A 26446-nucleotide genomic window follows, 5' to 3' on the forward strand; every position below is an offset into this window, starting at 1 on the left:
GGGCCGGAGGGCCGGCCGGTGCCCGGGAGGCGGCCGGTCCCGGGTCCTCCGGTCGAGTGACATGGATCTCTTCGGCCGGGCCGGGGCCGTGCCGCCGCGGCCGGCGGGCCGGTCCGGTGCGTACCGTTCACCTCGCCCTGACGTGCGCAAATCCCTCCAACGACGTCACAATCGGGACGAGCGTCCCGAACCCAGGCCGTGTCGATACACCGCGCCGCCCCGCCCAGTTCACTTTTCGTTCATCTAGGTTGCCTACGTTCGCCGAGCCACTGACGCCAAACAGAAGCCTGGGTAAATGGAGCACATAACGCTTCTCCTCGGGATCGTGATCATCACCGCTCTCGTGTTCGACTTCACGAACGGTTTCCACGACACAGCCAACGCGATGGCCACCACCATCTCGACCGGCGCCCTCAAGCCCAAGACGGCGGTGGCCATGTCCGCCGTACTGAACCTCGTCGGCGCGTTCATGTCCGTGGAGGTCGCCAAGACGATCTCCAAGGGCCTGGTCAACGAGGACGGCATCCAGCCGGAGGTGATCTTCGCGGCGCTGGTCGGCGCGATCCTCTGGAACCTCGTCACCTGGCTGGTCGGCCTTCCCTCCAGCTCCTCCCACGCCCTGATGGGCGGCCTCATCGGTGCCGCGGTCGCGTCCGCCGGCATGGGGGCCGTCAACGGCGGCGTCGTGGTCACCAAGGTGCTCATCCCCGCGATCGCCGCGCCCATCGTGGCCGGTCTGGCCGCCTACCTGGCCACCAAGGTCACCTACGCGGCGGGCAAGAACGTCGGCGAGAAGACCTCGGCCAAGGGCTACCGGGCCGGTCAGATCGCCTCCGCGGGCCTGGTCTCGCTGGCGCACGGCACCAACGACGCCCAGAAGACGATGGGCATCATCACCCTGGCCCTGGTCGCCGGCGGGGCCCTGGCCCCCGGCTCCAACCCGCCGGTGTGGGTCATCGTCTCGGCCGGTGTGGCCATCGCCCTCGGCACCTACCTGGGCGGCTGGCGCATCATCCGCACCATGGGCAAGGGCCTGACCGACCTGCAGCCGCAGCAGGGCTTCGCCGCCCAGACCTCGGCCGCCAGCGTCATCCTGGCCTCCTCCACCCTGGGCTTCTCGCTCTCCACCACCCACTCGTGCTCCGGCGCGGTCATGGGTGCCGGGCTCGGCCGCAAGGGCGGTGTGGTCCGCTGGTCCACCGCCACCCGCATGTTCGTCGCCTGGGGCCTGACCCTGCCGGCCGCCGCGCTGGTCTCGGCCCTGGCCGAGCTGGTCATGCGGACCGGTGACATCGGCATCGCCGCCGTCACCGTCTTCCTGGTCGGTTCCTGCCTCGCCATCTGGCTGATCTCCCGCCGCCAGGTCGTCGACCACACCAACGTCAACGAGCTCGACGAGGCCGGCACCCCGGCCGAGGAGCCCGGCGTGGTCACCACCGCGATGGCCGCCGTCACCGTGCCGCCGGCCGGCAGCACCGCCGCCGTCACCGACGAGGACCTGAAGGCCACCATCCCCGCCCCCGGCGCCCACGCGTCCGGCGAGGCCCCGGCGGCTCCGGCCGCCGCGGTCTGAACTCCAGAGAAGGTTTCGGCAGTATGAAGATCGACTGGGCAGCTCTCGGCTCCGTCTTCGGGGTCAGCCTCTCCGCCACCGTCGCCCTCGTGGCCCTGTTCACCCTGGGCCTGCTGGGCCTCTCCAAGCACGAAGCGGCCACCGACCAGGGCGGGACGGCCACCCTGGCCCGCACCGGTGCCTACGCCTGCTTCGCGCTCTGCACCGCGGCCGTGGCCTACGGGATCTACCTGATCGTCGCCTGACGGCCGCCGCCATCCCGATCACCGAGTGCTCCCCCCGGATCCGTCCGGGGGGAGCACTCGTTTCAGCAGGTCAACCGCGAGTTGACCGGAGTTCGCCGTGCGTGGTGGACTGCCCGGGCCACTACGGCGGCAGCAGAGGAAGTCCGGTGCGAATCCGGCGCGGTCCCGCCACGTCACCGGAGGGCGCGGACCACTCGGTCCCCGCCCGCCGGGAGCCAGGAACTCTCGCCGCCCGACCCGTCGAACCAGGGCGCGGACCCTGAGTGAGGACCTACCTGCCCCATGCGTGCCGATCGCGTCTTCGCGTACGGCGTGACGGCGGGCCTGATCGGCGACCGGATCCTCGGGGATCCCCGCCGCGGGCACCCCGTCGCCGCCTTCGGAAGGACCGCCGCAGCCGTCGAACGCTCCCTCTGGGCCGACCGCCGCTCCCGGGGCGTGCTGCACACCCTGGTGTGCGCCGGCGGAGCCACCGCCGTGGGGGTGCTGGCCGCCCGGGCCGTGCGCTCCCGTCCGGCCGCCGCCCGGATCGCCCTGACCGCCGCGGCCACCTGGGCCGTCGTCGGCGGCACCTCGCTGGGCCGGGAGGCCCGGGCCATCGGCGGTGCGCTGGCCGCCGGGGACACCGAGGTGGCCCGCGAGCGGCTCCCCCATCTCTGCGGACGCGATCCGCAGTCCCTGGACGACAGGCAGATCGCCCGCGCCGTCGTGGAGTCGGTCGCCGAGAACACCTCCGACGCCGTGGTCGGCGCCCTGGTGTGGGGGGCCGTCGGCGGTGTGCCCGGACTGCTGGCCTTCCGCGCCGTGAACACCCTGGACGCGATGGTCGGCCACAAGTCCCCCCGCCACCTGCGCTACGGCTGGGCCTCCGCCCGGCTCGACGACCTGGCGGGCTGGCCGGGCGCCCGGCTGACCGCCCTGGCCGCCGCGCTGGCCGGGCCGGACCGTCGGGGGGCCGTCCGGGCCTGGCGTTCCGACGCGGCCGCGCACCCGAGCCCCAACGCCGGCCCGGTGGAGGCCTCCTTCGCCGGCGCCCTCGGCGTCCGGCTCGGCGGCACCCTGGCCTACGGCGGGCGGGTGGAGCACCGGGCCGTGCTCAACGGGGCGGCCGGGCGGCCGGTGGAGACCGCCGACATCGAGCGGGCGGTACGGCTGTCCCGGCAGGTCACCTGGCTGGCGCTGGCCGGCTGCGTGGCGGGCCGGCTGCTGGCCGCCCGGGTGAGGAGGGGAACGGCGTGAACGCACGACAGGACGGCGGGCGGCTCGGCGGCGGGCTGCTGATCGCCGGCACCACCTCGGACGCCGGGAAGAGCGTGGTCACCGCCGGCATCTGCCGCTGGCTGGCCCGCCAGGGCGTCAAGGTGGCCCCGTTCAAGGCCCAGAACATGTCGCTGAACTCCTTCGTGACCCGCGAGGGCGCGGAGATCGGCCGGGCCCAGGCCATGCAGGCGCAGGCCGCCATGGTGGAGCCGACCGCGCTGATGAACCCGGTGCTGCTCAAGCCCGGCAGCGACCGCAGCAGCCAGGTGGTGCTGCTCGGCAAGCCGGTGGGCGAGATGAGCGCCCGCGGGTTCTTCGGGGAGACCGGCGCCCCGTCCGCCGGGACCCCGCTCGGCGGCCGGGAACAGCTGCTCGGCGTGGTCACGGACTGCCTGGAGCGGTTGCGGGGCACGTATGACGCCGTGATCTGCGAGGGGGCGGGCAGCCCGGCCGAGATCAACCTGCGCCGGACCGACATCGTGAACATGGGGATCGCGCGGGCCGCGCGGTTCCCGGTGGTCGTGGTCGGGGACATCGACCGGGGCGGGGTCTTCGCCTCCTTCTTCGGCACGACCGCCCTGCTCTCCCCCGAGGACCAGTCGCTGATCGCCGGCTATCTGGTGAACAAGTTCCGCGGGGACGTCTCCCTGCTGGAGCCCGGCATGGAGATGCTCCGCTCGGTCACCGGCCGGGCCACCTACGGGGTGCTGCCCTTCCGGCACGGGCTGGGCATCGACGAGGAGGACGGACTGCGGGTCTCGCTGCGCGGGGCCGTCCGCGAGTCGGTGGTGGCCCCGCCGGCCGGCGAGGACGTGCTGCGGATCGCGGTCTGCGCGGTCCCGCTGATGTCCAACTTCACCGATGTGGACGCGCTCGCCGCCGAACCGGGCGTGGTGGTGCGGTTCGTGGACCGGGCCGAGGAGCTGGCCGACGCCGACCTCGTGGTCGTACCGGGCACCCGGGGCACCGTGAAGGCGCTGGCCTGGCTGCGGGAGCGGGGCCTGGCCGACGCGCTGGCCCGGCGGGCCGCCGAGGGGCGCCCGGTACTGGGCGTCTGCGGCGGGTTCCAGCTGCTGGGCGAGCGGATCGAGGACGAGGTCGAGTCCCGGGCCGGAGTGGTCGACGGGCTGGGCCTGCTGCCGGTCCGGGTCCGGTTCGCCCGCGAGAAGACCCTCGCCCGGCCGTCCGGCACGGCCCTCGGCGAGGAGGTCACCGGATACGAGATCCACCACGGGGTCGCCGAGGTCCTCGGCGGCGAGCCCTTCCTCGACGGCTGCCGGGTCGGGGCCGTGTGGGGCACCCACTGGCACGGCTCGCTGGAGTCCGACGGCTTCCGCCGGGCCTTCCTGCGGGAGGTCGCCGCACAGTCCGGCCGCCGCTTCGTGCCCGCCCCCGACACCTCCTTCGGCGCCCTGCGCGAGGAACAGCTCGACCTGCTCGGCGACCTGATCGAGGAACACGCGGACACCGACGCCCTGCTCCGTCTCATCGAGGGGGGCGCCCCGGCCGGCCTGCCCTTCCTGCCGCCGGGCGCGCCCGCCCTCCCCCCTTCCGAAGGAGCGAAATGAGCACGCCCTACCCGTTCACCGCGGTGGTCGGCCAGTCCGACCTGCGGTTGGCGCTGCTGCTGAACGCCGTGAGTCCGGCGGTCGGCGGGGTCCTGGTCCGCGGCGAGAAGGGCACCGCCAAGTCCACCGCCGTACGCGCCCTGTCGGCGCTGCTCCCGCAGGTGGAGGTGGTCCCCGGCTGCCGGTTCTCCTGTGCGCCCGCCGCCCCGGACCCGCAGTGCCCGGACGGCCCGCACCAGGGCTCCGGGGGGACCGCCCGGCCGGCCCGGATGGTGGAGCTGCCGGTCGGCGCCTCCGAGGACCGCCTGGTCGGCGCCCTCGACATCGAACGGGCCCTGTCCGAGGGCGTGAAGTCCTTCGAGCCGGGCCTGCTGGCCGACGCGCACCGCGGCATCCTGTACGTCGACGAGGTCAACCTGCTCCACGACCACCTGATCGACCTGCTGCTGGACGCGGCCGCCATGGGCGCCTCCTACGTGGAGCGCGAGGGGGTCTCGGTGCGGCACGCCGCCCGGTTCCTGCTGGTCGGCACCATGAACCCGGAGGAGGGCGAGCTGCGCCCGCAGCTCCTGGACCGGTTCGGGCTGACCGTGGAGGTCGCCGCCTCCCGGGAGCCGCTCCAGCGGGTGGAGGTGGTCCGCCGCCGGCTCGCGTACGAGGACGATCCCGCGGGCTTCGCGGGCCGCTGGGCCGGCGAGGAGGCCGAGGTCCGGGACCGGGTGGTGGCCGCGCGGGCCCTGCTGCCGCAGGTCCGCCTCGGCGACGGGGCGCTGCTGCGGATCGCGGCCGCCTGTGCCGCGTTCGAGGTGGACGGCATGCGGGCGGACATCGTGATGGCCCGGACGGCGACCGCGCTGGCCGCCTGGGCCGGGCGCACCGAGGTCGGCCGGGAGGACGTCCGGCAGGCGGCCCTGCTGGCGCTGCCGCACCGGCGGCGCCGCAACCCCTTCGACGCGCCGGGCCTGGACGAGGAGTTGCTGGACCGGATCCTGGACTCCTTCCCGGACGAGGACCCGGAGCCCGACCCGGAGCCGGAACCGGACGGGGACGGCGGCGGGGACGGCGGACCGGACGGGGGCGGCGGCGGGATGCCGCCGCAGGGCGGCCCGCAGGAGGACCCGTCCGCCGGGGAGCCGCCGGTGGACGGCACCGGTCCGGAGCCGGGCCCCGGCGCTCCGGAGCAGGAGCCGGAACCGGAGCCGGCCCGGGCCGAGGCCCCGGAACCGGGGCCGGGGCCGGAGCCCGGCGCGGGCACCGGGGCCGCCGATGCGCCCACCCAGGCCGCGGTGCGCGCCGCCGCGCCGTTCAGGACCCGGATGCTGAGCGTTCCCGGGCTGGGTGAGGGCGCCGCCGGGCGGCGCTCCCGCGCCCGGACCGCGCACGGCCGGACGACGGGCTCGCAGCCCCCGCGCGGCCGGCTGGACTCGCTGCACCTGGCGGCGACCGTGCAGGCCGCCGCCCCGCACCAGAAGGCCCGGGGCCGGGCCGGGCGGGGTCTGGTGATCCGCAAGGACGATCTGCGGCGGGCCACCCGGGAGGGCCGCGAGGGCAATCTGGTGCTGTTCGTGGTCGACGCCTCCGGCTCGATGGCGGCCCGCAAGCGGATGAGCGCCGTGAAGGGCGCGGTGCTGTCCCTGCTGCTGGACGCCTACCAGCGGCGGGACAAGGTCGGTCTGATCACCTTCCGGGGGGCCGGTGCCGAGCTGGCGCTGCCGCCCACCTCCTCGGTGGACGCGGCGGCCGCCCGGCTGGAGCTGCTGCCCACCGGTGGCCGCACCCCGCTGGCCGCCGGGCTGCTCAAGGCCCACGAGGTGCTGCGGGTGGAGCGGCTGCGGGACCCCTCGCGGCGGCCGCTGCTGGTGGTGGTCACCGACGGCCGGGCCACGTCGGCGGGCCCGCCCGGCGGGGACCCGCGGGCGGCCGGGGAGCGGGCGGCCCGGCTGCTGGCGGCGGGCGGCACCGCCTCGGTGGTCGTGGACTGCGAGTCCGGTCCGGTGCGCCTGGGTCTGGCCGGGGCGCTGGCCGCGGACCTGGGCGGCCCCGCCGTCACCCTCGACGGGTTGCGGGCCGACGCGCTCGCGGGCCTGGTCAAGAACGTACGTACCGCGGTGTCCGCACCGCCATCCGCCCACAGGAGGGCCGCGTAATGCCTCAGGGACAGCCTGCCGTCGTTCCCGACGACGGTCTCACCACCCGTCAGCGCCGCAACCGGCCGCTGGTCTTCGTCCACACCGGACCCGGCAAGGGCAAGTCCACGGCGGCCTTCGGGCTGGCGCTGCGCGCCTGGAACCAGGGCTGGCCGGTCGGGGTGTTCCAGTTCGTGAAGTCGGCCAAGTGGAAGGTCGGCGAGGAGAACGCGCTGAAGGTGCTGGGCGCCTCCGGCGAGGGCGGCCCGGTGGTCTGGCACAAGATGGGCGAGGGCTGGTCCTGGGTGCAGCGCGACGCCCAGCTCGACAACGAGCAGGCGGCGAAGGAGGGCTGGGAGCAGGTCAAGCGGGACCTGGCGGCCGAGACCCACCGGCTGTACGTGCTGGACGAGTTCGCGTACCCGATGCACTGGGGCTGGATCGACGTGGACGAGGTGATCGAGGTGCTGCGCACCCGTCCCGGCACCCAGCACGTGGTGATCACCGGCCGGAACGCGCCGGAGAAGCTGGTGGAGTTCGCCGACCTGGTCACCGAGATGACCAAGGTGAAGCACCCCATGGACACCGGCCAGAAGGGCCAGAAGGGCATCGAGTGGTGACCTCGGTGAGCATTCCGCGGCTGGTGATCGCCGCGCCGTCCTCCGGGAGCGGCAAGACCACCGTCGCGACGGGCCTGATGGCCGCGTTCGCGGAGCGCGGCCTGGCCGTGTCCCCGCACAAGGCCGGGCCCGACTACATCGACCCCGGCTACCACGCGCTGGCCACCGGGCGGCCGGGCCGCAACCTCGACGCGTTCCTGTGCGGGCCGGAGCTGGTCGGCCCGCTGTTCGCGCACGGGGCCGCCGGCTGCGACCTGGCCGTGGTCGAGGGCGTGATGGGGCTGTACGACGGGGCCGCCGGGCGGGGCGAGCTGGCCTCGACCGCGCATGTGGCGAAGCTGCTGCGGGCCCCGGTGGTGCTGGTGGTGGACGCCTCCTCGCAGTCGCGGTCGGTGGCGGCGCTGGTGCACGGGTTCGCCTCCTTCGACCCGCGGGTGCGGCTGGGCGGGGTGATCCTCAACAAGGTGGGGTCGGACCGGCACGAGGTGATGCTGCGGGAGGCCCTGGAGGAGGCCGGGATGCCGGTGCTCGGGGTGCTGCGCCGGGCCCCCCAGGTGGCCGCGCCCTCCCGGCACCTGGGGCTGGTGCCGGTCGCCGAGCGGCGGGCGGACGCGCTGGCCTCGGTGGCGGCCCTGGCGGAGCAGGTCCGGTCCGGCTGCGATCTGGACGCGCTGATGGCGCTGGCCCGGACCGCGCCGCCGCTGGACTGCGAGCCGTGGTCCCCGGCGGGCGCGCTCGCCGGGGCCGTGGCGGACGGCCGCGAGCGGGCCGTCCCCTCCGGTCCGGGCGGCGGCCGGCGGCCGGTGGTCGCGATAGCGGGCGGTCCGGCGTTCACCTTCTCGTACGCCGAGCACGCCGAGCTCCTCACCGCGGCCGGGGCCGAGGTGGTCCCCTTCGACCCGCTGCGCGAGGAGGCGCTGCCCGAGGGCACCGGGGCGCTGGTGATCGGCGGCGGCTTCCCGGAGGTGTACGCACCGGAGCTGTCGGAGAACGGGGCGCTGCGGGCGGCCGTGGCGGGGCTGGCGGCCTCGGGGGCGCCGATCGCCGCCGAGTGCGCCGGGCTGCTGTACCTGGCCCGGTCGCTGGACGGGAAGCCGATGTGCGGGGTGGTCGACGCCGAGGCGCGGATGTCGGAGCGGCTGACCCTGGGCTACCGGGAGGCGGTGGCGGTCTCGGACAGCGTGCTGTCCCCGGCGGGCGGCCGGCTGCGCGGTCACGAGTTCCACCGGACGGTGGTGGAGCCGGGTGCGGGTGCCGCGCCGGCCTGGGGGTTCGTGCATCCGGAGCGCCGGGTGGAGGGGTTCGTGCAGGGCGGGGTGCACGCCAGCTATCTGCACACGCACTGGGCGGCGGAGCCTTCGGTGGCCCTCCGGTTCGCGGCCGCGGCCGCGGCCGCGGTGGCAGCGGCCGTCCCGGCCCGATGAGCTCACTCGGCGATGCCGACGACCAGCCAGATGCCGGCCACCCCGCCCACGGTGCACAGGAGGGTGGACAGGGCGGGGTGGTCGTGGTGCGCCTCGGGCAGGATCTCGGCGGCGGCGAGATAGAGCAGGACCCCGCCGAAGAACCCGAGATAGGCGCCGAGCGGTTCCTCCGGCAGGGTGAACAGCAGGGTGGAGGCGGCTCCGACGACCGGGGCGAGGGCGTCCGCGAACAGCATCAGCAGGGCCTTGCGGCGGGCGTTCCCGTAGAGCCGGGTGAGGGTGTAGGTGTTGAACCCGTCGGCGAAGTCGTGGGTGATCACGGCCAGCGCCACGGCCACCCCCATCCCGCCGCCGACCTGGAAGGCCGCGCCGAGGGCCACCCCGTCGGCGAGGCTGTGGCCGACCATGGCCGCGGCGGCGGTCAGTCCGACCTGGGGGACCCGCTCGCCCTGGCCCCCGTCGTGCCCGTGGGGACCGCCGGTGCCGCCGTGGGCGGCCTGCCGGACCGCCAGCAGGCGTTCGACGACATGGGCCACCAGGAAGCCCCCGACGAACAGCAGCAGGGCCATCGGGACGCCGAACACGGGGCGACCGGCCGCGCCCATCGCCTCGGGCAGCAGGTCCAGGCCCACCACCCCGAGCATCAGCCCGCCGGCCAGGCCGAGCACCAGATGGCGGCGGTCGGTGACGCGCTGCGCCGTCCAACCGCCCGCCAGGGTCATGAGGAATGCGCCCAATGCCACGATCACGGCCATGTGCCCCTGAATACCGACTGTCGGCTCCGTGCGCACGTCCGCGCGCGGAGCGGCGGCCGACAACCGTGTGACGAAGGAGAAAGGACCCCGGATGGGCGAGAGCGAGCGTGTGGTGGTCGGGGTCGGCGGCCGGGCCGGGGTGCCGGTGGCGGAGGTGTGCTCGCTGATCGAGGAGGCGCTGCGGGCGGCCGGTTTGGGGCCCGGGGCGGTGGTGGCGCTGGCCACGGTGGCCGGCAAGGGCGGGGAGGCCGGGATCAGCGGTGCGGCGGAACGTTTCGGTGTGCCGCTGCGGACCTATCCGGCCGCCGAGCTGGCGCGGGTCGCGGTGCCCGGGGCGCCCGGCCGGGTGGCCGCCGAGGCGGTGGGCACCCCTTCGGTGGCGGAGGCGGCGGCGCTCGCGGCGGGCGGTGAACTGCTCGTGCCCAAAAGGCGGTCGGCGGCGGCGACCTGCGCGGTGGCCACCGAGCCGGCGCACGATCTGCGGCACCACGGGGACGCGGAGGTGCTGGACTCCGGGGCCGGGCTGACCGATCTGGCGGTCAACGTCCGGGCGGACACCCCGCCCGGCTGGCTGCGGGAGCGGATCGCCGGATCGCTGACCTCTCTGGCCGCCTACCCGGACGGCCGGTCGGCGCGGCGGGCGGTGGCGGCCCGGCACGGGCTGCCGGCCGAGCGGGTGCTGCTGACGGCCGGGGCGGCGGAGGCGTTCGTGCTGATCGCGCGCGCCGTACGGGCCGTCCGGCCGGTGGTGGTGCATCCGCAGTTCACCGAGCCGGAGGCGGCGCTGCGGGACGCCGGGCACCGGGTGGAGCGGGTGCTGCTGCGGGCCTCGGAGGGCTTCCGGCTGGATCCGGCGGCGGTGCCGGCGGACGCGGACCTGGTGGTGGTCGGCAATCCGACCAATCCGACCTCGGTGCTGCACCCGGCGGCGGTGCTGGCCTCGCTGGCCCGGCCGGGGCGGACCCTGGTGGTGGACGAGGCGTTCCTCGACGCCGTGCCGGGCGAGCGGGAGGCGCTGGCCGGCCGCACCGACCTGCCGGGTCTGGTGGTGCTGCGGAGCCTGACGAAGACCTGGGGGCTGGCCGGGCTGCGGATCGGCTACGTGCTGGCCGAGCCGGAGCTGGTGGCCGAGCTGGAGCGGGTCCGGCCGCTGTGGCCGGTGTCGACCCCGGCGCTGGTGGCGGCGGAGGCCTGTATGGAGCCGGCGGCGCTGGCGGAGGCGGCGGAGGCGGCCCGCCGGATCGCGGTGGACCGGGCCCATCTGCTGGCGGGGCTGGCGGAGTTCGAGGAGGTGACCTCGGTGGGCACCGCGGAGGGCCCGTTCGTGCTGATCCGGGTGGACCGGGCGCCGGAGGTGCGGGCCCGGCTGCGGGCGCTGGGCTTCGCGGTCCGCCGCGGCGACACCTTCCCGGGCCTGGACCGGGACTGGCTGCGGATCGCGGTCCGGGACCGGGCCACCACCGGCCGGTTCCTCCAGGCCCTGGACGCGGCGCTGACCCTCACCACGCCGTAGCGGGCCGACCCCGGCGCGGTTGCGGGAACCCCGTGCGAGAGTGTCGGGAACACGCCAAGGGGAGGCAGTCATGCGGGGGTTCGCGAAGGCCGGGGCGGCGGTGGCGGTGCTGGCCGCGGTGGGGGCCGGGGTGTACGGGGGGACGGCGGTCCTCGGCGGGGACGGTCCGGCCGGCGCGCCGCAGCGGCTGGCACCGGCCGTGAGCCCGCCCGCGCTGCCCGGCCGGCAGGCCACCGGCCCGGCGGGCCGGCCGTTCACCCTGGTGGGGACCGGGGACATCATCCCGTACCCGTCGATCATCCAGCGGGCGGCGGCCGACGCGGCCGGCTCCGGTGCGGGCGGCCATGACTTCCGGAAGATACTCGCCGGGGTGCGGCCGGTGGTGGAGTCCGCCGACGTGGCGATCTGCCACCACGAGATACCGTACGGCCGGCCCGGCGGCCCCTACACCGGCTATCCGACCTTCAAGGCCCCGCACCAGCTGGCCGACGCCCTCAAGGCCACCGGCTACGACAGCTGTTCCACCGCCTCGAACCACACCCTAGACGCCGGCTGGGAAGGACTGGTCCGCACCCTGGACCACCTCGACCGGGCCGGGATCCGGCACACCGGATCGGCCCGCACGGCGGCCGAGGCCCGGACCCCGGCGCTGCTGGAGGCGGGCGGCGCCCGGATCGCGCACCTCTCCTACACCTACGGCACCAACGGCATCCCGCTGCCCGGGGGCAGGCCCTGGGCGGTCTCCCTGCTCGACCGGGACCGGGTCCTCGCGGACGCCCGGGCGGCCCGGGCGGCGGGGGCCGACGTGGTGGTGCTCAGCGTGCACTGGGGCACCGAGTGGCAGACCGCCCCCGACGAGCAGCAGCGGCGGCTGGCCCGGGAGCTGACCGCCGCCACCACCGACGGGCTGCCCGACATCGATCTGATCCTGGGCACGCACAACCATGTGCCGCAGCCCTACGAGAAGATCAACGGGACCTGGGTGGTGTTCGGGATGGGCGACCAGGTCGCCAGCTTCGTGCCCGCGGACAAGAAGCGCGGCAACCAGTCCTCGATCCCCCGTTTCACCTTCGCCCCCTCGGCGGACCGGCCGGGCCGCTGGGAGGTGGTGAAGGCCGAGTTCTTCACCCAGTTCTCCGACATGGGCCCGCCGTTCCGGGTGGTGTGCACCTCCTGCGCCGGGACTCCGGGGCGGGCCGACTACCGGGCCGTGGACCGGCAGGTGTCCGAGGCGGTGCGCTCCCGGGGGGCCGCGGCCCAGGGCCTGACCCGGGCCACCCGGCCGTAGCCTGCCGGGCGGCTCCGGGGCCGGGCCCCGGGCCGCCCGTCAGGCGCGGCCGCGGCGGGTGAGGACCAGGGCTCCGGCGCCCGTGCCGAGCAGCAGCAGGGCTCCCCCGGCGACGTACGGGGTGAGGGAACTGCCGCCGGTCTCGGCCAGGTTGGCCTGCGGCTTCACATCGGGCCGGGCCGGTTCGGGGATGGCCGGGGGCGTGCTCGGGGGCGTGGGCTTCGCGGAGGGGGCGGCGGCCGGGGAGGTGCAGTGGGACTCGGCGAGGACCAGCTCCCCCTCGACCTCGGCCACGTTGAGCTTGAGCGGGTTCACCGACACGTTGAGCTTCAGCGCGGACGCGGCGGCGGTGCGGGAGGTGGTCTCGGTCCCGGAGAGCACCAGGCTGACCTCGCCGATCCCGGGCACCTCGACCCTGATGGGGCCGCCCGCGGACAGGGTGGTCCGCTTGCCGAGCACGGTCACCGAGCCGAGCACGTTGGCGGTGGCCACCGGCCGCCGGCCGGCCTCGCAGACCGCCTTGGAGGTGACCTGTTCCAGCTGGATCAGCGAGAGCAGCGGCAGTCCGGGCACGTGCACCTTGGCGTTCAGCAGCTTCACCTCGGCGGCGGCCCGCTTCTTGTCCGCGGTGGCCTTGGCGCTCGCCACGTCCGCGCGCAGCACGCTCACCGGCCTGCCCTGCTCGACCCCGTCCAGGGTGACCGTCAGCGCGGTCTTCTCGGCCGAGGCCGGTGCGCTGACCTCGTTCAGGGTGGCCTTGAGGGGCACCTGGACGGTCTTGTTGAGCAGGCCGACGTCCAGTCCGGCGCGGAGGACGACCGCACCCGCCCGGCCCGCGCCGCCGCCGGTGCCGCCGGTGGCCTGGGCGGGGCCGGCGGCGAGGAGGGCGACGGGGGCGGCGGCGGCCAGGAGGAGTGCGGGCATGCGGAAGGTGTTGCTGTTCAAGGTGGTGAAACCCCTCAGGGAGTTGGGGAGCCCCGGGGCGCCAATGGGGGACATCGCGCGCGCCGAAGGCTTCGACCCCGGAAGTTTTACGCACGGAGAGTGAACAGGCGGCAACCTGAGGTGAGTTCACCCCAAAGGGTGGTTTCCATGCACATATTCGATTCTTGACGCCCCATCTGGAACGGCGGTTCTCTCCTGCCCCAGAAATCTGCCCGAAAGGGGCGTCCCAACGACCAGCCGCCCCCTCCCGTCACGGCCGCGTCAACCGGACGCCCCGCCCGGGTCAGGCCCGCACCCGTCCCTCCAGCACCACCCGCAACGGATCGGCGAGCACCGACACGTCCGCCCGCGGGTCCGACCCGTACACCACCAGGTCGCCGGGGGCCCCTTCGGTCAGCCCGGGCCGGCCCAGCCACTCCCGGGCCCCCCAGGCGGTCGCGGACAGCACGTCCGGCACCGGGATGCCGGCCTTCACCAGCTCGGCCGCCTCGGCCGCCACCAGGCCGTGCGGCAGCGAACCGCCCGCGTCCGTCCCCACGTACACCGGGACGCCCGCGTCGAAGGCCGACCGCACCGTGTCGTAGCGCCGCTCGTACAGCCGCCGCATATGCGCGGACCAGCGCGGGAACTTGGCCTCGCCGCCGTCGGCGAGCCGGGGGAAGGTGGCGATGTTGACCAGGGTGGGCACGATCGCCACGCCCCGCTCGGCGAACAGCGGGATGGTGTCCTCGGTGAGACCCGTCGCGTGCTCCACGCAGTCGATCCCGGCCTCCACCAGATCGCGCAGCGAGTCCTCGGCGAAGCAGTGCGCGGTGACCCGGGCGCCCAGCCGGTGCGCCTCGGCGATGGCCGTCTGCACCTCGGCCCGCGGCCAGCAGGCCGTCAGGTCCCCGGCGTCCCGGTCGATCCAGTCCCCCACCAGCTTCACCCAGCCGTCGCCGCGCCGGGCCTCCCGGGCCACGTACTCCACCAGGTCGGCCGGCTCGATCTCATGGGCGTAGTTGCGGATGTAGCGGCGGCTGCGGGCGATGTGCCGGCCGGCCCGGATGATCTTCGGCAGGTCGGGGCGGCCGTCGATCCAGCGGGTGTCGGCGGCCGAGCCGGCGTCGCGGATCAGCAGGGTGCCCGCGTCCCGGTCGGTCAGCGCCTGCTTCTCGCTGGTCGCCTCGTCCACCGCGCCGTGCGCGTCCAGTCCGACATGGCAGTGGGCGTCCACCAGACCGGGCAGCACCCAGCCGGAGACGGTGACGGTGTCCGCGGCGGCGGCGGTGCGCGGACGCTCGTAGGTGATCCGCCCGCCGACCACCCAGAGCTCGTCGCGGACCTCCTCGGGCCCGACCAGCACGCGCCCCTTCACATGCAGCACTTCGCTCATACGGGCACTGTACGCACGTCCTGGGTAGGCTCGGCGGGTTACCTCCGGACGAAGAGAGCACCGCCGTGACCCACCCCCTGCTGGACCTGCCCCCGCTCACCCCGGAGCGTTTCGCCTCGATCGAACGGGGGGTCGCCGAACTCCTCGGCACCCGCCAGGACGTGGTGATCGCCCAGGGCGAGGCGCTGCTGCCGCTGGAGGGCTGCATCCGGTCCGGGGCCCGGCCCGGCTCCACCGCGCTGAACGTGGTGACGGGCCCGTACGGGACCACGTTCGGGAACTGGCTGCGGGACTGCGGGGCCACCGTGGTGGACCTGGCGGTGCCCTTCGACACGGCCGTGACGGCCGATCAGGTGGCGGCCGCCCTCGCGGAGCGCCCGGAGATCGACTTCGTGTCCCTGGTGCACGCCGAGGCGGCGACCGGGAACACCAACCCGGTGGCGGAGATCGGCGAGGCGGTCCGGGCCCACGGGGCCCTGTTCATGCTGGACGCGGTGGCCTCGGTGGGCGCCGAGCCGCTGTTGCCGGACGCCTGGGGCGTGGACCTGTGCGTGATCGGGGCGCAGAAGGCGATGGGCGGGCCGGCCGGGGTGTCGGCGGTCTCGGTGTCGGAGCGGGCCTGGGAGCGGTTCGCGGCGAACCCGGCGGCCCCGCGCCGCTCCTACCTGTCGCTGCTGGACTGGAAGGAACGCTGGATCGACGGCGGCCGCCGGACCCTGCTGCACGCCCCGGCCCAGCTGGAGATGCTGGCGCTGGAGGCCTGTCTGGACCGGATCGCGGCGGAGGGGCTGCCGGCGCTGCTGGCCCGCCACTCGGCCGCGGCCGCGGCGACCCGGGCGGGGGCGCTGGCGCTCGGCCTGGCCCCGTACGTGACGGTGGCGGCGGAGGCCGCGCCGGTGGCCACCACCCTGCGGGTGCCGGCCGCCTCCGAGGCCGTCGCGAAGGCCCTGGCCGCCGATCCGTCGGCGCCGCTGGCGGCCGGCGGCGGTGCGCTGGCCGGGGAGATGGTCCGGGTCAACCACTACGGCACGGCGGCGGACCCGGCGGTGGTCCGGGCCTCGCTGGCGGCCCTGGCGGCGGCCCTGGACCGGCCCGCGGAAGCCGCCCTGGCGGCCGCGGACTCGGCGTGGACGGCGGCCCGGGCGGGCTGACCGGGCCCGCCCGCAGCGCAGCGCAGGGCCGGGGCCGGCGGGCTGGGCGGGCGGGCGTGTCAGCCGGAGAGCACGTCCAGCAGGCGGTCCACATCGGCCTCGGTGTTGTAGAGGTGGAACGAGGCGCGGAGGGTGCCGTTGCGGGCCGCCGTGAGGATCCCGGCCCGGGCCAGGTCCGGCTGCCGGGACTCCAGCCCCGGCACCGAGACGATCGCCGAGTCCCCGGGCACCGGGGACAGCCCGAGACGGGCCAGCCCGGACCGGTAGCGGGCGGCCAGGGCGGTGCCGTGGGCGTGCACCGCCTCGATGCCGACCCGCTCCAGCAGGTCCAGCGCGGGCGCGGCCGCGTGGTAGGGCAGGAAGGCCGGGGACTCGTCGAACCGGCGGGCGTCCGGGGCGAGCTCGCGCATCGGCCCGTAGGTCTCCGCCCACGGGTCGCGGGCCGCCACCCAGCCCGCGTGGAGCGGCACCAGGGTCTCCTGGGCGGCCTCCGAGACCGTCAGGTAGGAGGCCCCGCGCGCGCCCAGCAGCCACTTGTAGCCGCCCGTGACGGTGTAGTCGTACGGGGACGCGTCGAACGGCAGCCAGCCCACCGCCTGGGTGGAGTCCACCAGCATCGGCACCCCGTACCCGGCGGTGGCCCGGCGGATCTCCGGCAGCGCGGCGATCCGGCCGTCGGCGGACTGCACGGCGCTGACGGCGACCAGGGCGGTGTCCTCGCGGACCTCCCCGGCGAGCGCCTCCAGCGGCACGAACCGGGCCTTGAGGTCCCCGCGGACCGTGAACGGGTTGATGACCGAGGCGAAGTCCCCCTCGGCGAAGAGGACTTCGGCCCCGGCCGGCAACGAGGCCGCGACCAGGGCCACATGGGTGGCGACGGCCGAACCGACCGCCACCCGGCCCGGATCCACCCGGACCAGCCGGGCGTAGGACTCCCGGGCGGCGTTCACCCGGCCGAAGTCGCCGAACCCGGCGGGCACACCGGCCCCGGCGGACTCGGCGAGCGCGCGGACCTCCGCCACCGCGGCGCGGGGCATCACCCCGCAGGTGGCGGTGTTCAGATAGGTGGTGGAGTGGGCGAACTCGGCCGCGGCCAGTGACAGGTCCATGCGCCCACTCTCGCCGGGATCCGTACCCCTGTCCATTGGCGAATTCCGCATGACTTCACCAAGGAATCCTTATGGCAGGACCCGAACCGGGGCCCGGGGCGGGCCCGGGACGGGGTTCGCGGCGCGGCCCGGGACGGCCACGCCGAGAGTCAGGCTCCGGGTACCGCGCAGGCCTCGTCCGGGCCGCAGGCCTCGGCGGCGGCCGGGTCGCCTTCCGGCTCCCGGCCCGCCCAGGCCTGCTCCAGGGCGCGGGTGAAGACCTCGGCGGGCTGCCCGCCGGAGATCCCGTAGCGCCGGTCGAGGACGAAGAACGGGACGGCGTTCGCGCCGAGTTCGGCCGCCTCGCGCTCGTCGGCGCGGACCTCCTCGGCGTAGGCGGCCGGGTCGGTGAGCACCGCGCGGACCTCCGCCTCGTCGAGCCCGGCGGCCACCGCGATCCGGGCCAGCACCTCGGGGTCGAAGACCGACTCCAGCTCGCCGAAGTTGGTGCGGAAGGCCAGGTCGAGCAGGGCGTTCTGGCGGCCGCGGGCGGCGGCCAGGTGCAGCAGCCGGTGGATGTCGAAGGTGTTGCCGTGGTCCCGGCCGTCGGTCCGGTAGGCGAGGCCCTCGGCCCGCGCGGTGGCGGCGACGTGCTCCTCCATGGCCCGGGCCTCGTCGAGGGTGCGCCCGTACTTGCGGGCCAGCATCTCCACGACCGGGGCGCTGGCGCCCCGCTCGCTGCGGGGGTCGAGCTCGAAGGACCGGAAGACCACCTCGACGGCGTCCCGGTGCGGGAACGCGGCCAGCCCCTCTTCGAAGCGGGCCTTGCCGATGTAGCACCAGGGGCAGGCGATGTCCGACCAGATCTCGACGCGCATGGTCCTTCTTCTCTCCGGGAGGGGGGTCACGCGGTGCAACGTCCCCCGCCCGCGTCTCATTCCCCGGACGGTTCCGGGAGCGTGAGCCAGAGGGTGCGGTGCGAGCCGGTGGGGGCGGCGGTTCCGGCCGGGCGCCAGCCGAGGGCGGTGTAGAAGGACTGGGCGCGCAGGTTGTGCTCGTAGACCTCCAGCCGGATCCGCCGGGCCCCGGCCCGGCGCCAGGCGGTGAGGCAGGCCGCGTGGAGGGCGGCGCCGATGCCGCTGCGCCAGTGGTCGGGGTCCACGTGCAGCTGGGTGAGGGTCATCTGGCCGTCGACCGCGCGGAAGGCGGCGACCCCGGCGAGCGCTCCGTCCCGTTCGGCGCAGAGCACCCCGCCGTCGGCCCGGGCCACCGCCCGGGTCCAGCCCTCGCGGGTGCGTTCCAGTTCCTCGGCCCCGCTGTAGGCCTCCTCCGGGATCCGGCCCCGGTAGTAGGTGGCGCGGGCCCGGGCGTGCAGGGCGGTGATCGCGTCGAGGTCGACGGGCAGCGCGGCTCTGATCATGCGGACAAGAACGCGCCGGGACCCCCTCCGGTTCCCGGCGCGTTCCCGGCCCTCGCCCTCGGCCGGGCGGTCTAGCCCTTCTTCAGCCAGGCCTGCATCATCTTCTGGGCCACCGGGGCGGCCAGCTTGCCGCCGCCGATCTCGGAGCGGTCGGTGTCCGAGTTCTCGATCATGACGGCCACGGCGATCTGCTTGCCGCCGAGCTTCCCGTACGAGGTGAACCAGGCCAGCGGCGGGATGCTGTTGTTGACCCCGCGCTGGGCGGTACCGGTCTTGCCGCCCACCTCGGCGCCGGAGACCGCGGCCTTCTTGCCGCCGCCCTCGGCGACCACGGTCCGCATGGCGTCCCGGATCTTCTCGGCGGTGGACTCGCTGACCACCCGGCGGGAGGCGGGGTCCTTGAAGGACTCCAGGACGTTCCCGCCGGAGTCGGTGACCTCGGAGACCACGTGGGGGTCGACGAGCTCGCCGCCGTTCTCGATGGCGGCGGTGACCATGGCCATCTGGAGCGGGGTGGCCTGTACGTCGAACTGGCCGATTCCGGTCTGCGCCACCTGGTCCTTGGACATCTTGTCCGTGGGGTACTTGCCCGGGTCGGCGCGGAACGGGATCCGCTGCTTCTGGTTGAACCCGAACTTCTCGGTCATCTCCAGCATCCTGGCCTGGCCCAGCCGGTTCGCGAGCTCGGCGAAGACGTTGTTGCAGGACAGCCGGAGCGCGGTGCGCACCGACACGTCGTCGCAGGCCGCCGAGCCGGCCTCGCTCTTCAGCAGGGTCCGGGTGCCGGGGATGGTGTACGGGTCGGGGATGCCGGTCGGGGTGTCCAGGGAGTCGACCAGGCCGTTCTCCAGGGCGGCGGCGAGGGTGACCAGCTTGAAGGTGGAACCGGGGGCCATCGGGTTGCGGGCGGCCAGGTTCTCCAGCGCCTTGCCCTGGTCGGCGGAGAGCTCCTTCCAGGCCTCCGAGTCGAGGGCGCTGGTGATCCGGTTCGGGTCGTAGGAGGGGTTGACCACCATGCCGAGGATCGCCCCGGTGGCCGGGTCGAGGGCGACGGCGGCGCCCTTCTTCCCCTTGAGCGCCTCGTAGCCGGCCTTCTGGACCTCCGCGTCGATGGTGGTCAGCACGTTGCCCGGGTCGGAGCGCTTGTTGGTGATGACGTCCATCGGGGTCTTGAGCCGGTTGTCGGAGCCGTCCAGGACCTGCCGGTAGACGTATTCGAGCTGGGTCTTCCCGAAGGCCTGCGAGCTGTAGCCGGTCACGGGCGCGTAGAGGTCGCCCTGGGTGTAGGTCCGCTTGTAGCCGTAGGTCTTGCCCCCCGTCTTCTGGGAGCCGGTGATCGCCTCCCCGCCCACGATGATGTTGCCCAGCGGGTTCGCGTAGGCCGCGATCGTGTTCCGCTGGTTGTGGTCGTCTTCTGCGAGGGCCTGGCCTTGGTATGCCTGCACCCAGGTGACCCGGACCAGCAGGGCCAGGACCAGCAGCAGACAGAAGACCGACGCACGCCTGATCGTCTTGTTCATCCCCCTGGATGACGCTCCGCGGGCCCCGGCCGTTCCGCTCTGCCCCGATTGTGGCGGGGTTCTCAGTGTTTCTTCATCTGGCCGCCCGGGCCCCGCGCCGGGTCCGCCCCGTGCCTCACATCCGGCGGGTGGCCAGGGCCAGCCGGTCCCGCGCCTCGAACAGCGCCGTCCGGATCGCGAGTTCGTGCCCCGCCCCCAGCCGGGCCGCCGGCACCGAGCAGCTGACCGCGTCCCGGGCCGGAGTGCGGTAGGGGATGGACACCCCGAAGCAGCGCAGTCCCAGGGTGTTCTCCTCGCGGTCCACCGCGTAGCCCTGCTCCCGGACCAGCGCCAGCTCCTCGATCAGCCGCTCCCGGTCGGTGATGGTGTGCTGGGTGACCGCCTCCAGCCGTTCGGGCAGCAGCCGGCGCACCTCGTCGTCGGTGTGCGTGGCCAGCAGCGCCTTGCCCAGCGCGGTGGAGTGCACCGGCAGCCGGCGGCCGACCCGGGTGAACGGCCGCAGGTGGTGCCGGGACTGCCGGGTGGCCAGGTAGACCACGCTGGTGCCGTCCAGGCGGGCCAGGTGGATGGTCTCGGTGGTCTCGTCCGACAGCCGGTCCAGGGCCGGCCGGGCCGCCGCGACCACCTCGTCCCCGTCGATGTAGGAGCTGCCGACCAGCAGGGCCCGCACCCCGATCCCGTACCGGGTGCCGCCCGCGTCGGTCTCCACCCAGCCGAGCTCCACCAGGGTGCGCAGCAGCATGTACAGGCTGGACTTGGGCAGTCCCAGGTCCTGCTGGATGTCGGCCAGGCTGTGCAGTCCGGGCCGGGCCGCGAAGTGCTCCAGCAACAGGACCGTGCGCACGGCCGATTTGACCGGTGCCGCCCCCGGCCCGGCCGCCGTGTCCGCTGTGGTCATCGGCTGTCCTTCCCCTCCTGGTCGCCCCTGGGGGCCACTTGTCACCCGGTGGACGCGGAAATAGAGTCCGCAGCAGGTTCGATCATTCATCCACCGGAACGGCGTTCAGAATACTGAACGGTCCAGGAGGCAGCGGGCATGGCAGCGACACCAGTCTGGAGTGTGGACCCCCGCACCGGGAAGCGGCGCGAGCAGGTTGCGGCCGAGGCCACACCCCGGGAGCTGGACGAGGCGGTACGGTCCGCGCACGCCGCCCGTGCCGCGCTCGCCGACCGCACCGCGCGGATCGCCTTCCTGCGCGGGGCCGCCGACCTGCTGGCGGCCGCCGCCGAACGGATCGTCGCCACCGCCGACGCGGAGACGGCCCTCGGCCCGGCCCGGCTGACCGGCGAGCTGGCCCGCACCACCGACCAGCTGCGGGCCTTCGCCGACGCCGTGGCGGAGGGCTCGTACCTGGACATCCGGATCGACCGCCCGGATCCGGCGCTCAGCCCGCCGCGCCCCGGACTGCGCCGTTTCAAGGTGCCGCTCGGCGTGGTCGCCGTCTACGCCGCCTCCAACTTCCCGCTGGCCTTCTCGGTGCCCGGCGGGGACACCGCCAGCGCCCTGGCGGCCGGCTGCCCGGTCGTGGTCAAGGCCCACCCGGACCATCCGGCCACCTCCGAACTGTGCGCCGGGCTGCTGCGCGAGGCCGCCGTCGGCGCCGGGCTGCCGGCCGGGGTGGTCTCCGTGGTCCACGGCTTCGAGGCCGGCCTGGACCTGATCCGGCACCCGCTGGTCTCGGCCGCCGGGTTCACCGGATCCGTGCGCGGCGGCCGGGCCCTGTTCGACGCGGCGGCCGCCCGCCCGGTCCCGATCCCCTTCCACGGCGAACTGGGCTCCCTGAACCCGGTCGTGGTCACCCCGGACGCCGCCGCCGAGCGCGCCGAGGAGATCGGCGCCGGTCTGGCGGGGGCGATGACCCTGGGCGTCGGCCAGTTCTGCGTCAAGCCCGGGCTGGTCCTGGTCCCGGAGGGGGCGGACGGCGACCGGCTGGCGGGGGCCCTGGGCAAGGCCCTCGGCGAGACCGGTCCGGGAGTGCTGCTCGATCTGCGGATGCGCGAGAACTTCCTCGCCGGGGTCGCCGAACGGGCCGCGCTGCCGGCCGTGACCGCCCCGGTGCCGGCCGGGCCCGGCCCGGAGACCGGCCCCGGAACCGGCGGCACGGACCCGGACGCGGGCGGCTCCGAAGCGGCCGGCTCGCACACCGGCGGCTCGGACACCGGCGGCTCGGACGCGGACGGCGGGGTGCGGACCGTCCGGGCCGGCTTCCTGTCCGTACCGGCCGCCGCCCTCGCCGACCCGGCGTACGCGGTGCTGCTGGAGGAGTGCTTCGGCCCGGTGACCGTACTGGCCCGCTACACCGGCCCCGCCGAGGCCGCCGAGGTCCTCGACCGGCTGCCCGGGAACCTGACCGCCACCCTCCAGCTGTCGGCGGCCGAGGCCGCCGGCGGCGCCGGACCGGCCGCCGAGCTGCTCGAACGGGTGACCGGGCTGGCCGGCCGGGTGGTGGTCGACCAGTGGCCGACCGGGGTGGCGGTGGCCCCCGCCCAGCACCACGGCGGCCCCTACCCGGCCGCGACCTCGCACTCCACCTCGGTCGGCGGGACCGCGATCGAGCGCTGGCTGCGCCCGGTGGTCTACCAGTCCGTCCCCGACCCGCTGCTGCCGCCGGAGCTCCGCGAGGCCAACCCGCTGGGACTCCCCCGCCGCGTCACCCCCTGACCGGCCGCACCGGACCGCCGCCGATATTGCGTTGCCCGCCCCGCCCGCCGCGGGGCAGGCTTCGGCGCATGCCCAGACCCCATGGATTCACCTACGAACGGCGCCCCGACGGCACCGTCCTCATCACCCACCGCGGCCGTTCCGCCACCACCCTGCGCGGGGGCCGCGCGGACAAGTTCCTGGCCGAGGTCGAGTCCGGGGACGCCCAGCTGGTGATGGCCCGCTGGACCGGGGCGTACAAGTTCGGCAACGAGCGCATGGCGAAGAACCACCCGCGCAATTCCGGCCGCCGCTGATTCCGAATTGCCCCGAAGGTAAGGGAACGGCAAAAGCACCTCGGTCGTTGAGGGGGCATGACCGCTATGACCCCTGGTTCGAACCTGCCGCTCAACACCGTCCGCGTGACGGTCGACGTGGCCGCTCCGGTGCGGCTCGACGTGTCGGGGCTGCTGCTCGGCGCGGACGGCAAGGTGCGCTCCGACGCCGATTTCATCTTCTACAACCAGCCGACCGGCCCCGGTGTCACCTACCGGTCCGGCGGCGGCGCGGCACCGGACTCGATCACCGTGGACACCGCCGCCCTGCCCCCGGGCATCGAGCGCATCGTGGTCACCGCCAGCCCGGACGCGGCGGGCCAGACCTTCCAGGGCATCGAGCCCACGGCGACCGTGCGCGCCGCGGACGGCGGAGCGGTGATCGCCACCTTCACCCCGCCGCAGCTGGGCACCGAGACCGCGCTGGTGGTCGTCGAGGTCTACCTCCGCGGCGGCGCCTGGAAGGTCCGCGCGGTCGGCCAGGGCTATGCCAACGGCCTCGCCGGGATCGCCACCGACTTCGGCGTCTCGGTCGAGGAGGAGCCCGCCGCCCCGGCGGCCCCCGCGCCCGTGCCGGCCGCCGCGCCGGTGTCCCCGCCGACCATCGCCGCGCCGCCGATGCCGGCCGCCCCGCCCGCGCCCACCCTGGGTGCCGGGGTCGCCGCCCCCGGCGCCGGGAAGATCAATCTGGACAAGGGGCGGGTCAGCCTCCAGAAGAACCAGACGGTGTCCCTGGTCAAGGGCGGCCGCCCGCTGCTCTCCCAGGTCAAGATGGGCCTCGGCTGGGAGCCGGCGTACCGCGGCAAGGACATCGACCTCGACGCCTCGGTCATCGCCTACGGCCCGCAGCGCAACCACATCGACAGCTGCTACTTCGGCCGGCTGTCCATCCTGGGCGGGGCCGTCAAGCACTCGGGCGACAACCTCACCGGCGAGGGCGCCGGTGACGACGAGGTGATCGTGGTGGACCTGGGCCGGCTCCCCGCCGAGGCCACCGGCCTGGTCTTCACCGTGAACTCCTTCTCCGGCCAGAAGTTCACCGATGTGGCCAAGGCCTACTGCCGGCTGATCGACGCGGCCACCGACGAGGAGCTGGTCCGCTTCGACCTCACCTCCGCCGAGCCGCAGACCGGGGTCATGATGGCCAAGCTGATCCGGCAGTTCTCGGGCGAATGGGAGATGACGGCCATGGGCGAGTTTGTGAAGTCCCGCACAGTGCGCGGCATGGTCAAGCCCGCCGCCCAGGCCCTCTGAGCAGGTGGGCGGGCCGGAGGCGGTCCTTCCGCCCCGGCCCGCACCACCCCGGGTGACCGACCCCACCTCAAAACCGGAGGTGACTGTCAGTGCCCGCCCGTAACCTTGGAAGCATGTACGAGACGCCCCCGAACCCGGGTCCCGCCCGCCCGTCCGCCGCCGAGGCGAACGAGGCGATCCGGCGTCTGGTCGACTCCCGCGCCGAGGGCGAGGAGTGGCCCTCCGAGGCGTATGAGTTCCTCCTCGCCGAATGGGCCGCCGCCCACCAGGCCGAGGTGGCGGCCGCCGCTTCCTGCTGACGGGCCGGCCGCCGAAGGGGCCGGCCCCGCCGAAGGTCAGTGCTTGCGGCGCCAGGGGCCGGTGATCGCCAACATGATCCCCGGGTCCTGGATGTTGGCGAACAGGGTCCGCCCGTCCGGTGCGAAGCAGACCCCGGTGAACTCCGAGAACTCCGGCTCCTCCGCCGTCCCGATGTTGAGGTCGTTGCGGGCCAGCGGATAGGTCCGCCCGGACTCGGTGGCACCGAAGAGGTGCTGGAGCCCGGAACCGTCCTCGGCGATGATCAGCCCGCCGTACGGGGAGACCGTGATGTTGTCCGGGCCGTCGTAGCCGCCCTCCGCCGAGGGGTCCTGGTTCACCCCGAGGAGCACCGTCAGCCGGATGGTCCGCCGCTTCGGGTCGTAGAACCACACCTGGCCGTCGTGCGCGGCACCGGGGCTCTCCTCCCGGGCGTAGGAGGACACGAAGTAGGCGCCGCCGTCCGCCCACCACATCCCCTCCAGCTTGCGGCCCCGGGTCACCGCGCCCTCCCCGAACTGCTTGCGGACCGCGGTGGTGCGCCCGTCCCGGTCCGGGACGGTGACCCAGTCCACCCCGTAGACGGTGCCGATCCGGGTGGCCCGCGACAGGTCGTCCACGAAGCGGCCGGAGCTGTCGAAGCACTTGGCCGCGGCCAGCACCCCGGCGTCGTCGGCCAGGGTCCGCAGCCGGCCCCGGCCGTGCCGGAAGCCCTCCGGCGGGGTCCAGCGGTAGAGCAGCCCGTTGGGGCCGGAGGCGTCCTCGGTGAGGTAGGCGTGGCCCTTCTTCGGGTCGATCACCACGGCCTCGTGGTCGTACCGGCCGAAGGCCTTGATCGGCTTGGGGTCCCGGTTGGCCCGGCGGTCGTGCGGGTCGACCTCGAAGCAGTAGCCGTGGTCCTTGGTCATCCCGTTCTTGCCGGCCAGGTCCGAGTTCTCCTCGCAGGTCAGCCAGGTGCCCCAGTCGGTGGCGCCGCCCGCGCAGTTGGTGGAGGTCCCGGCGATGCCCACCCACTCGGCGACCTCGCCGCCCCGCCGGACCTCGACCACCGTGCAGCCGCCCGCCGCGGCCGGGTCGTAGACCAGCCCCTCGGTCAGCGGCACCGGGTGCGCCCAGCCCGAACGGGCGCCCTTGAGCTCGTGGTTGTTGACGAGCAGGGTGACCCCGCGGTGCCCGGCGAAGGCCGCCGTGCCGTCGTGGTTGGAGGGGGTGTACTCGCCGGACTCCAGCCGGGTGACCCCGCTGTGGGTCAGCACCCGGTAGGAGAACCCGGCCGGCAGGGCCAGCAGACCGGCCGGGTCGGGCAGCAGCGGGCCGTAGCCGGGGGCGCAGGGCCGGCCGTGCTCGTCGTGCAGGGTGCTGTCGTCCGCCGCCAGCGCGCCCGGGGCGGTGGCCAGGGCGCCGACCGTGCCGGTGAGGGCGACCCCCGCCCCGGCGAGCACGGTACGGGCGGCGAAATCTCGGCGGCTGAGCGGCATGGGGTCTCCAGGGGTGGGGAGTCGGTGCGCCTGACGTGCGGTCGGCGCACACGCTCCCGCCCGCACGTGAACGGCGGCTGAATTCCCCGCTGCCGCCGGGCGTCCTCTTCTCCCCGCCCCGAATGGCCGACTCCGGCCGGGAAACGGCGCGTTCGAACGCGTGCCGGCGCTGCCGGGACGGCTCTCGGCCCGTCTCCTCTCTGATCCTGCCGGGTCGGCCCACGCCGTCCGGTGCCGTGCCTCGCCGGGCGGAGCACGACCCGGCAGCACGACCCCGGCAGGGCGGCCCGGCGGCGCGGCCCGGCAGCACGACCCCGGCAGGGCGGCCCGGCGGCGCGGCCCGGCAGCACGACCCCGACAGCGAGGCCCGGCAGCTTGGGCCCGGCAGGGTGGCTCGGCAGCACGTCCCGGCAGCACGGGCCCGGCAGGGCGGCTCGGCAGCACGGGCCCGGCAACACGGGCCCGGCGGCGCGGCCCGGCAGCACGACCCCGACAGCGGGGCCCGGCAGCTTGGGCCCGGCAGGGCGGCCGGGCAGCTTGGGCCCGGCAACACGGCCCCGGCAGGGCGGC

General features: G+C 75.1%; 23 protein-coding genes. 14 read left to right on the forward strand and 9 right to left on the reverse strand.

What is annotated here, in order from left to right; translation table 11 throughout:
* Positions 1 to 295 precede the first annotated feature (295 nt).
* The 7 genes from ACZ50K_RS00280 (at position 296) to ACZ50K_RS00310 (ending at position 8816) form a co-directional block, all read left to right on the forward strand.
* Complete coding sequence (locus ACZ50K_RS00280) at positions 296 to 1573, forward strand: inorganic phosphate transporter (protein ID WP_468895358.1); 1278 nt, start codon at positions 296 to 298, stop codon at positions 1571 to 1573.
* A gap of 23 nt (positions 1574 to 1596) precedes the next feature.
* Positions 1597 to 1818 (forward strand): hypothetical protein, encoded by a 222-nt coding sequence (locus ACZ50K_RS00285; protein ID WP_468895361.1) that lies wholly within the window; start codon positions 1597 to 1599, stop codon positions 1816 to 1818.
* A gap of 282 nt (positions 1819 to 2100) precedes the next feature.
* Positions 2101 to 3057 carry a cobalamin biosynthesis protein gene (locus ACZ50K_RS00290; protein ID WP_468895364.1) on the forward strand — a complete coding sequence of 319 codons (957 nt, stop codon included), beginning with the start codon at positions 2101 to 2103 and terminating at the stop codon, positions 3055 to 3057.
* On the forward strand, positions 3054 to 4646 hold the full coding sequence (locus ACZ50K_RS00295) for a cobyric acid synthase (protein ID WP_468895367.1): 1593 nt from the start codon (positions 3054 to 3056) through the stop codon (positions 4644 to 4646). The genes ACZ50K_RS00290 and ACZ50K_RS00295 overlap by 4 nt, the downstream gene beginning before the upstream one ends.
* Positions 4643 to 6793: a putative cobaltochelatase gene (locus ACZ50K_RS00300; protein WP_468895370.1), complete on the forward strand. Its 2151-nt coding sequence runs from the start codon at positions 4643 to 4645 to the stop codon at positions 6791 to 6793. The genes ACZ50K_RS00295 and ACZ50K_RS00300 overlap by 4 nt, the downstream gene beginning before the upstream one ends.
* Positions 6793 to 7392, forward strand: a complete 600-nt coding sequence (gene cobO, locus ACZ50K_RS00305) for a cob(I)yrinic acid a,c-diamide adenosyltransferase (RefSeq protein WP_468895373.1) — start codon at positions 6793 to 6795, stop codon at positions 7390 to 7392. Before ACZ50K_RS00300 ends, cobO begins: the two co-directional genes overlap by 1 nt.
* Positions 7393 to 7397: 5 nt before the next feature.
* Positions 7398 to 8816: a cobyrinate a,c-diamide synthase gene (locus ACZ50K_RS00310; protein WP_468895376.1), complete on the forward strand. Its 1419-nt coding sequence runs from the start codon at positions 7398 to 7400 to the stop codon at positions 8814 to 8816.
* A 2-nt stretch (positions 8817 to 8818) separates the two neighbouring features.
* Here the strand turns inward: ACZ50K_RS00310 and ACZ50K_RS00315 are convergent, their stop codons facing one another.
* Positions 8819 to 9571 (reverse strand): ZIP family metal transporter, encoded by a 753-nt coding sequence (locus ACZ50K_RS00315; RefSeq protein ID WP_468895379.1) that lies wholly within the window; start codon positions 9569 to 9571, stop codon positions 8819 to 8821.
* Between the two features lie 91 nt (positions 9572 to 9662).
* Here ACZ50K_RS00315 and cobC point away from each other — a divergent pair, with 91 nt between their 5' ends.
* Together cobC and ACZ50K_RS00325 are read left to right on the forward strand one after the other, a co-directional pair.
* On the forward strand, positions 9663 to 11084 hold the full coding sequence (cobC, locus tag ACZ50K_RS00320; RefSeq protein ID WP_468895381.1) for an Rv2231c family pyridoxal phosphate-dependent protein CobC: 1422 nt from the start codon (positions 9663 to 9665) through the stop codon (positions 11082 to 11084).
* A gap of 70 nt (positions 11085 to 11154) precedes the next feature.
* The gene (locus ACZ50K_RS00325; protein ID WP_468895384.1) at positions 11155 to 12372 is read left to right on the forward strand and encodes a CapA family protein; all 1218 of its coding nucleotides are present in this window, start codon (positions 11155 to 11157) and stop codon (positions 12370 to 12372) included.
* A gap of 39 nt (positions 12373 to 12411) precedes the next feature.
* Here ACZ50K_RS00325 and ACZ50K_RS00330 read toward each other — a convergent pair whose 3' ends face one another.
* Together ACZ50K_RS00330 and ACZ50K_RS00335 are read right to left on the reverse strand one after the other, a co-directional pair.
* Positions 12412 to 13317, reverse strand: a complete 906-nt coding sequence (locus ACZ50K_RS00330) for an SCO1860 family LAETG-anchored protein (RefSeq protein WP_468895387.1) — start codon at positions 13315 to 13317, stop codon at positions 12412 to 12414.
* 283 nt (positions 13318 to 13600) lie between these two features.
* On the reverse strand, positions 13601 to 14692 hold the full coding sequence (locus ACZ50K_RS00335) for an amidohydrolase family protein (protein ID WP_468895390.1): 1092 nt from the start codon (positions 14690 to 14692) through the stop codon (positions 13601 to 13603).
* A 65-nt stretch (positions 14693 to 14757) separates the two neighbouring features.
* Here ACZ50K_RS00335 and ACZ50K_RS00340 point away from each other — a divergent pair, with 65 nt between their 5' ends.
* Positions 14758 to 15843, forward strand: a complete 1086-nt coding sequence (locus tag ACZ50K_RS00340; RefSeq protein WP_468895393.1) for a pyridoxal-phosphate-dependent aminotransferase family protein — start codon at positions 14758 to 14760, stop codon at positions 15841 to 15843.
* 59 nt (positions 15844 to 15902) lie between these two features.
* Here ACZ50K_RS00340 and ACZ50K_RS00345 read toward each other — a convergent pair whose 3' ends face one another.
* From ACZ50K_RS00345 to ACZ50K_RS00365, 5 genes are all read right to left on the reverse strand, one after another.
* Complete coding sequence (locus ACZ50K_RS00345; protein ID WP_468895396.1) at positions 15903 to 16952, reverse strand: aminotransferase class V-fold PLP-dependent enzyme; 1050 nt, start codon at positions 16950 to 16952, stop codon at positions 15903 to 15905.
* Between the two features lie 149 nt (positions 16953 to 17101).
* Positions 17102 to 17809 (reverse strand): DsbA family oxidoreductase, encoded by a 708-nt coding sequence (locus ACZ50K_RS00350; RefSeq protein ID WP_468895399.1) that lies wholly within the window; start codon positions 17807 to 17809, stop codon positions 17102 to 17104.
* A gap of 56 nt (positions 17810 to 17865) precedes the next feature.
* On the reverse strand, positions 17866 to 18351 hold the full coding sequence (locus tag ACZ50K_RS00355) for a GNAT family N-acetyltransferase (RefSeq protein WP_468895402.1): 486 nt from the start codon (positions 18349 to 18351) through the stop codon (positions 17866 to 17868).
* Between the two features lie 71 nt (positions 18352 to 18422).
* Entirely contained in the window at positions 18423 to 19871 is a 1449-nt protein-coding gene (locus ACZ50K_RS00360) for a peptidoglycan D,D-transpeptidase FtsI family protein (RefSeq protein WP_468895405.1), read from the reverse strand.
* A gap of 115 nt (positions 19872 to 19986) precedes the next feature.
* Positions 19987 to 20769, reverse strand: a complete 783-nt coding sequence (locus ACZ50K_RS00365) for an IclR family transcriptional regulator (RefSeq protein WP_468895408.1) — start codon at positions 20767 to 20769, stop codon at positions 19987 to 19989.
* 138 nt (positions 20770 to 20907) lie between these two features.
* On the opposite strand from ACZ50K_RS00365, the gene ACZ50K_RS00370 reads away from it, so the two are divergent.
* The 4 genes from ACZ50K_RS00370 (at position 20908) to ACZ50K_RS00385 (ending at position 24400) form a co-directional block, all read left to right on the forward strand.
* Positions 20908 to 22533 (forward strand): aldehyde dehydrogenase family protein, encoded by a 1626-nt coding sequence (locus ACZ50K_RS00370; RefSeq protein ID WP_468895411.1) that lies wholly within the window; start codon positions 20908 to 20910, stop codon positions 22531 to 22533.
* Positions 22534 to 22601: 68 nt separating this feature from the next.
* Positions 22602 to 22829 carry a hypothetical protein gene (locus ACZ50K_RS00375; protein WP_468895414.1) on the forward strand — a complete coding sequence of 76 codons (228 nt, stop codon included), beginning with the start codon at positions 22602 to 22604 and terminating at the stop codon, positions 22827 to 22829.
* 66 nt (positions 22830 to 22895) lie between these two features.
* Positions 22896 to 24101 (forward strand): TerD family protein, encoded by a 1206-nt coding sequence (locus ACZ50K_RS00380; protein WP_468897123.1) that lies wholly within the window; start codon positions 22896 to 22898, stop codon positions 24099 to 24101.
* A 113-nt stretch (positions 24102 to 24214) separates the two neighbouring features.
* Positions 24215 to 24400, forward strand: a complete 186-nt coding sequence (locus tag ACZ50K_RS00385; protein ID WP_468895417.1) for a hypothetical protein — start codon at positions 24215 to 24217, stop codon at positions 24398 to 24400.
* A 36-nt stretch (positions 24401 to 24436) separates the two neighbouring features.
* On the opposite strand, the gene ACZ50K_RS00390 is transcribed toward ACZ50K_RS00385, so the two are convergent.
* Positions 24437 to 25876, reverse strand: coding sequence for an alkaline phosphatase PhoX (locus ACZ50K_RS00390; protein ID WP_468895420.1), 1440 nt, complete (start codon positions 25874 to 25876; stop codon positions 24437 to 24439).
* Positions 25877 to 26446: the final 570 nt, after the last annotated feature.

The organism is Streptomyces sp. NPDC033845 (genome assembly GCF_055576225.1).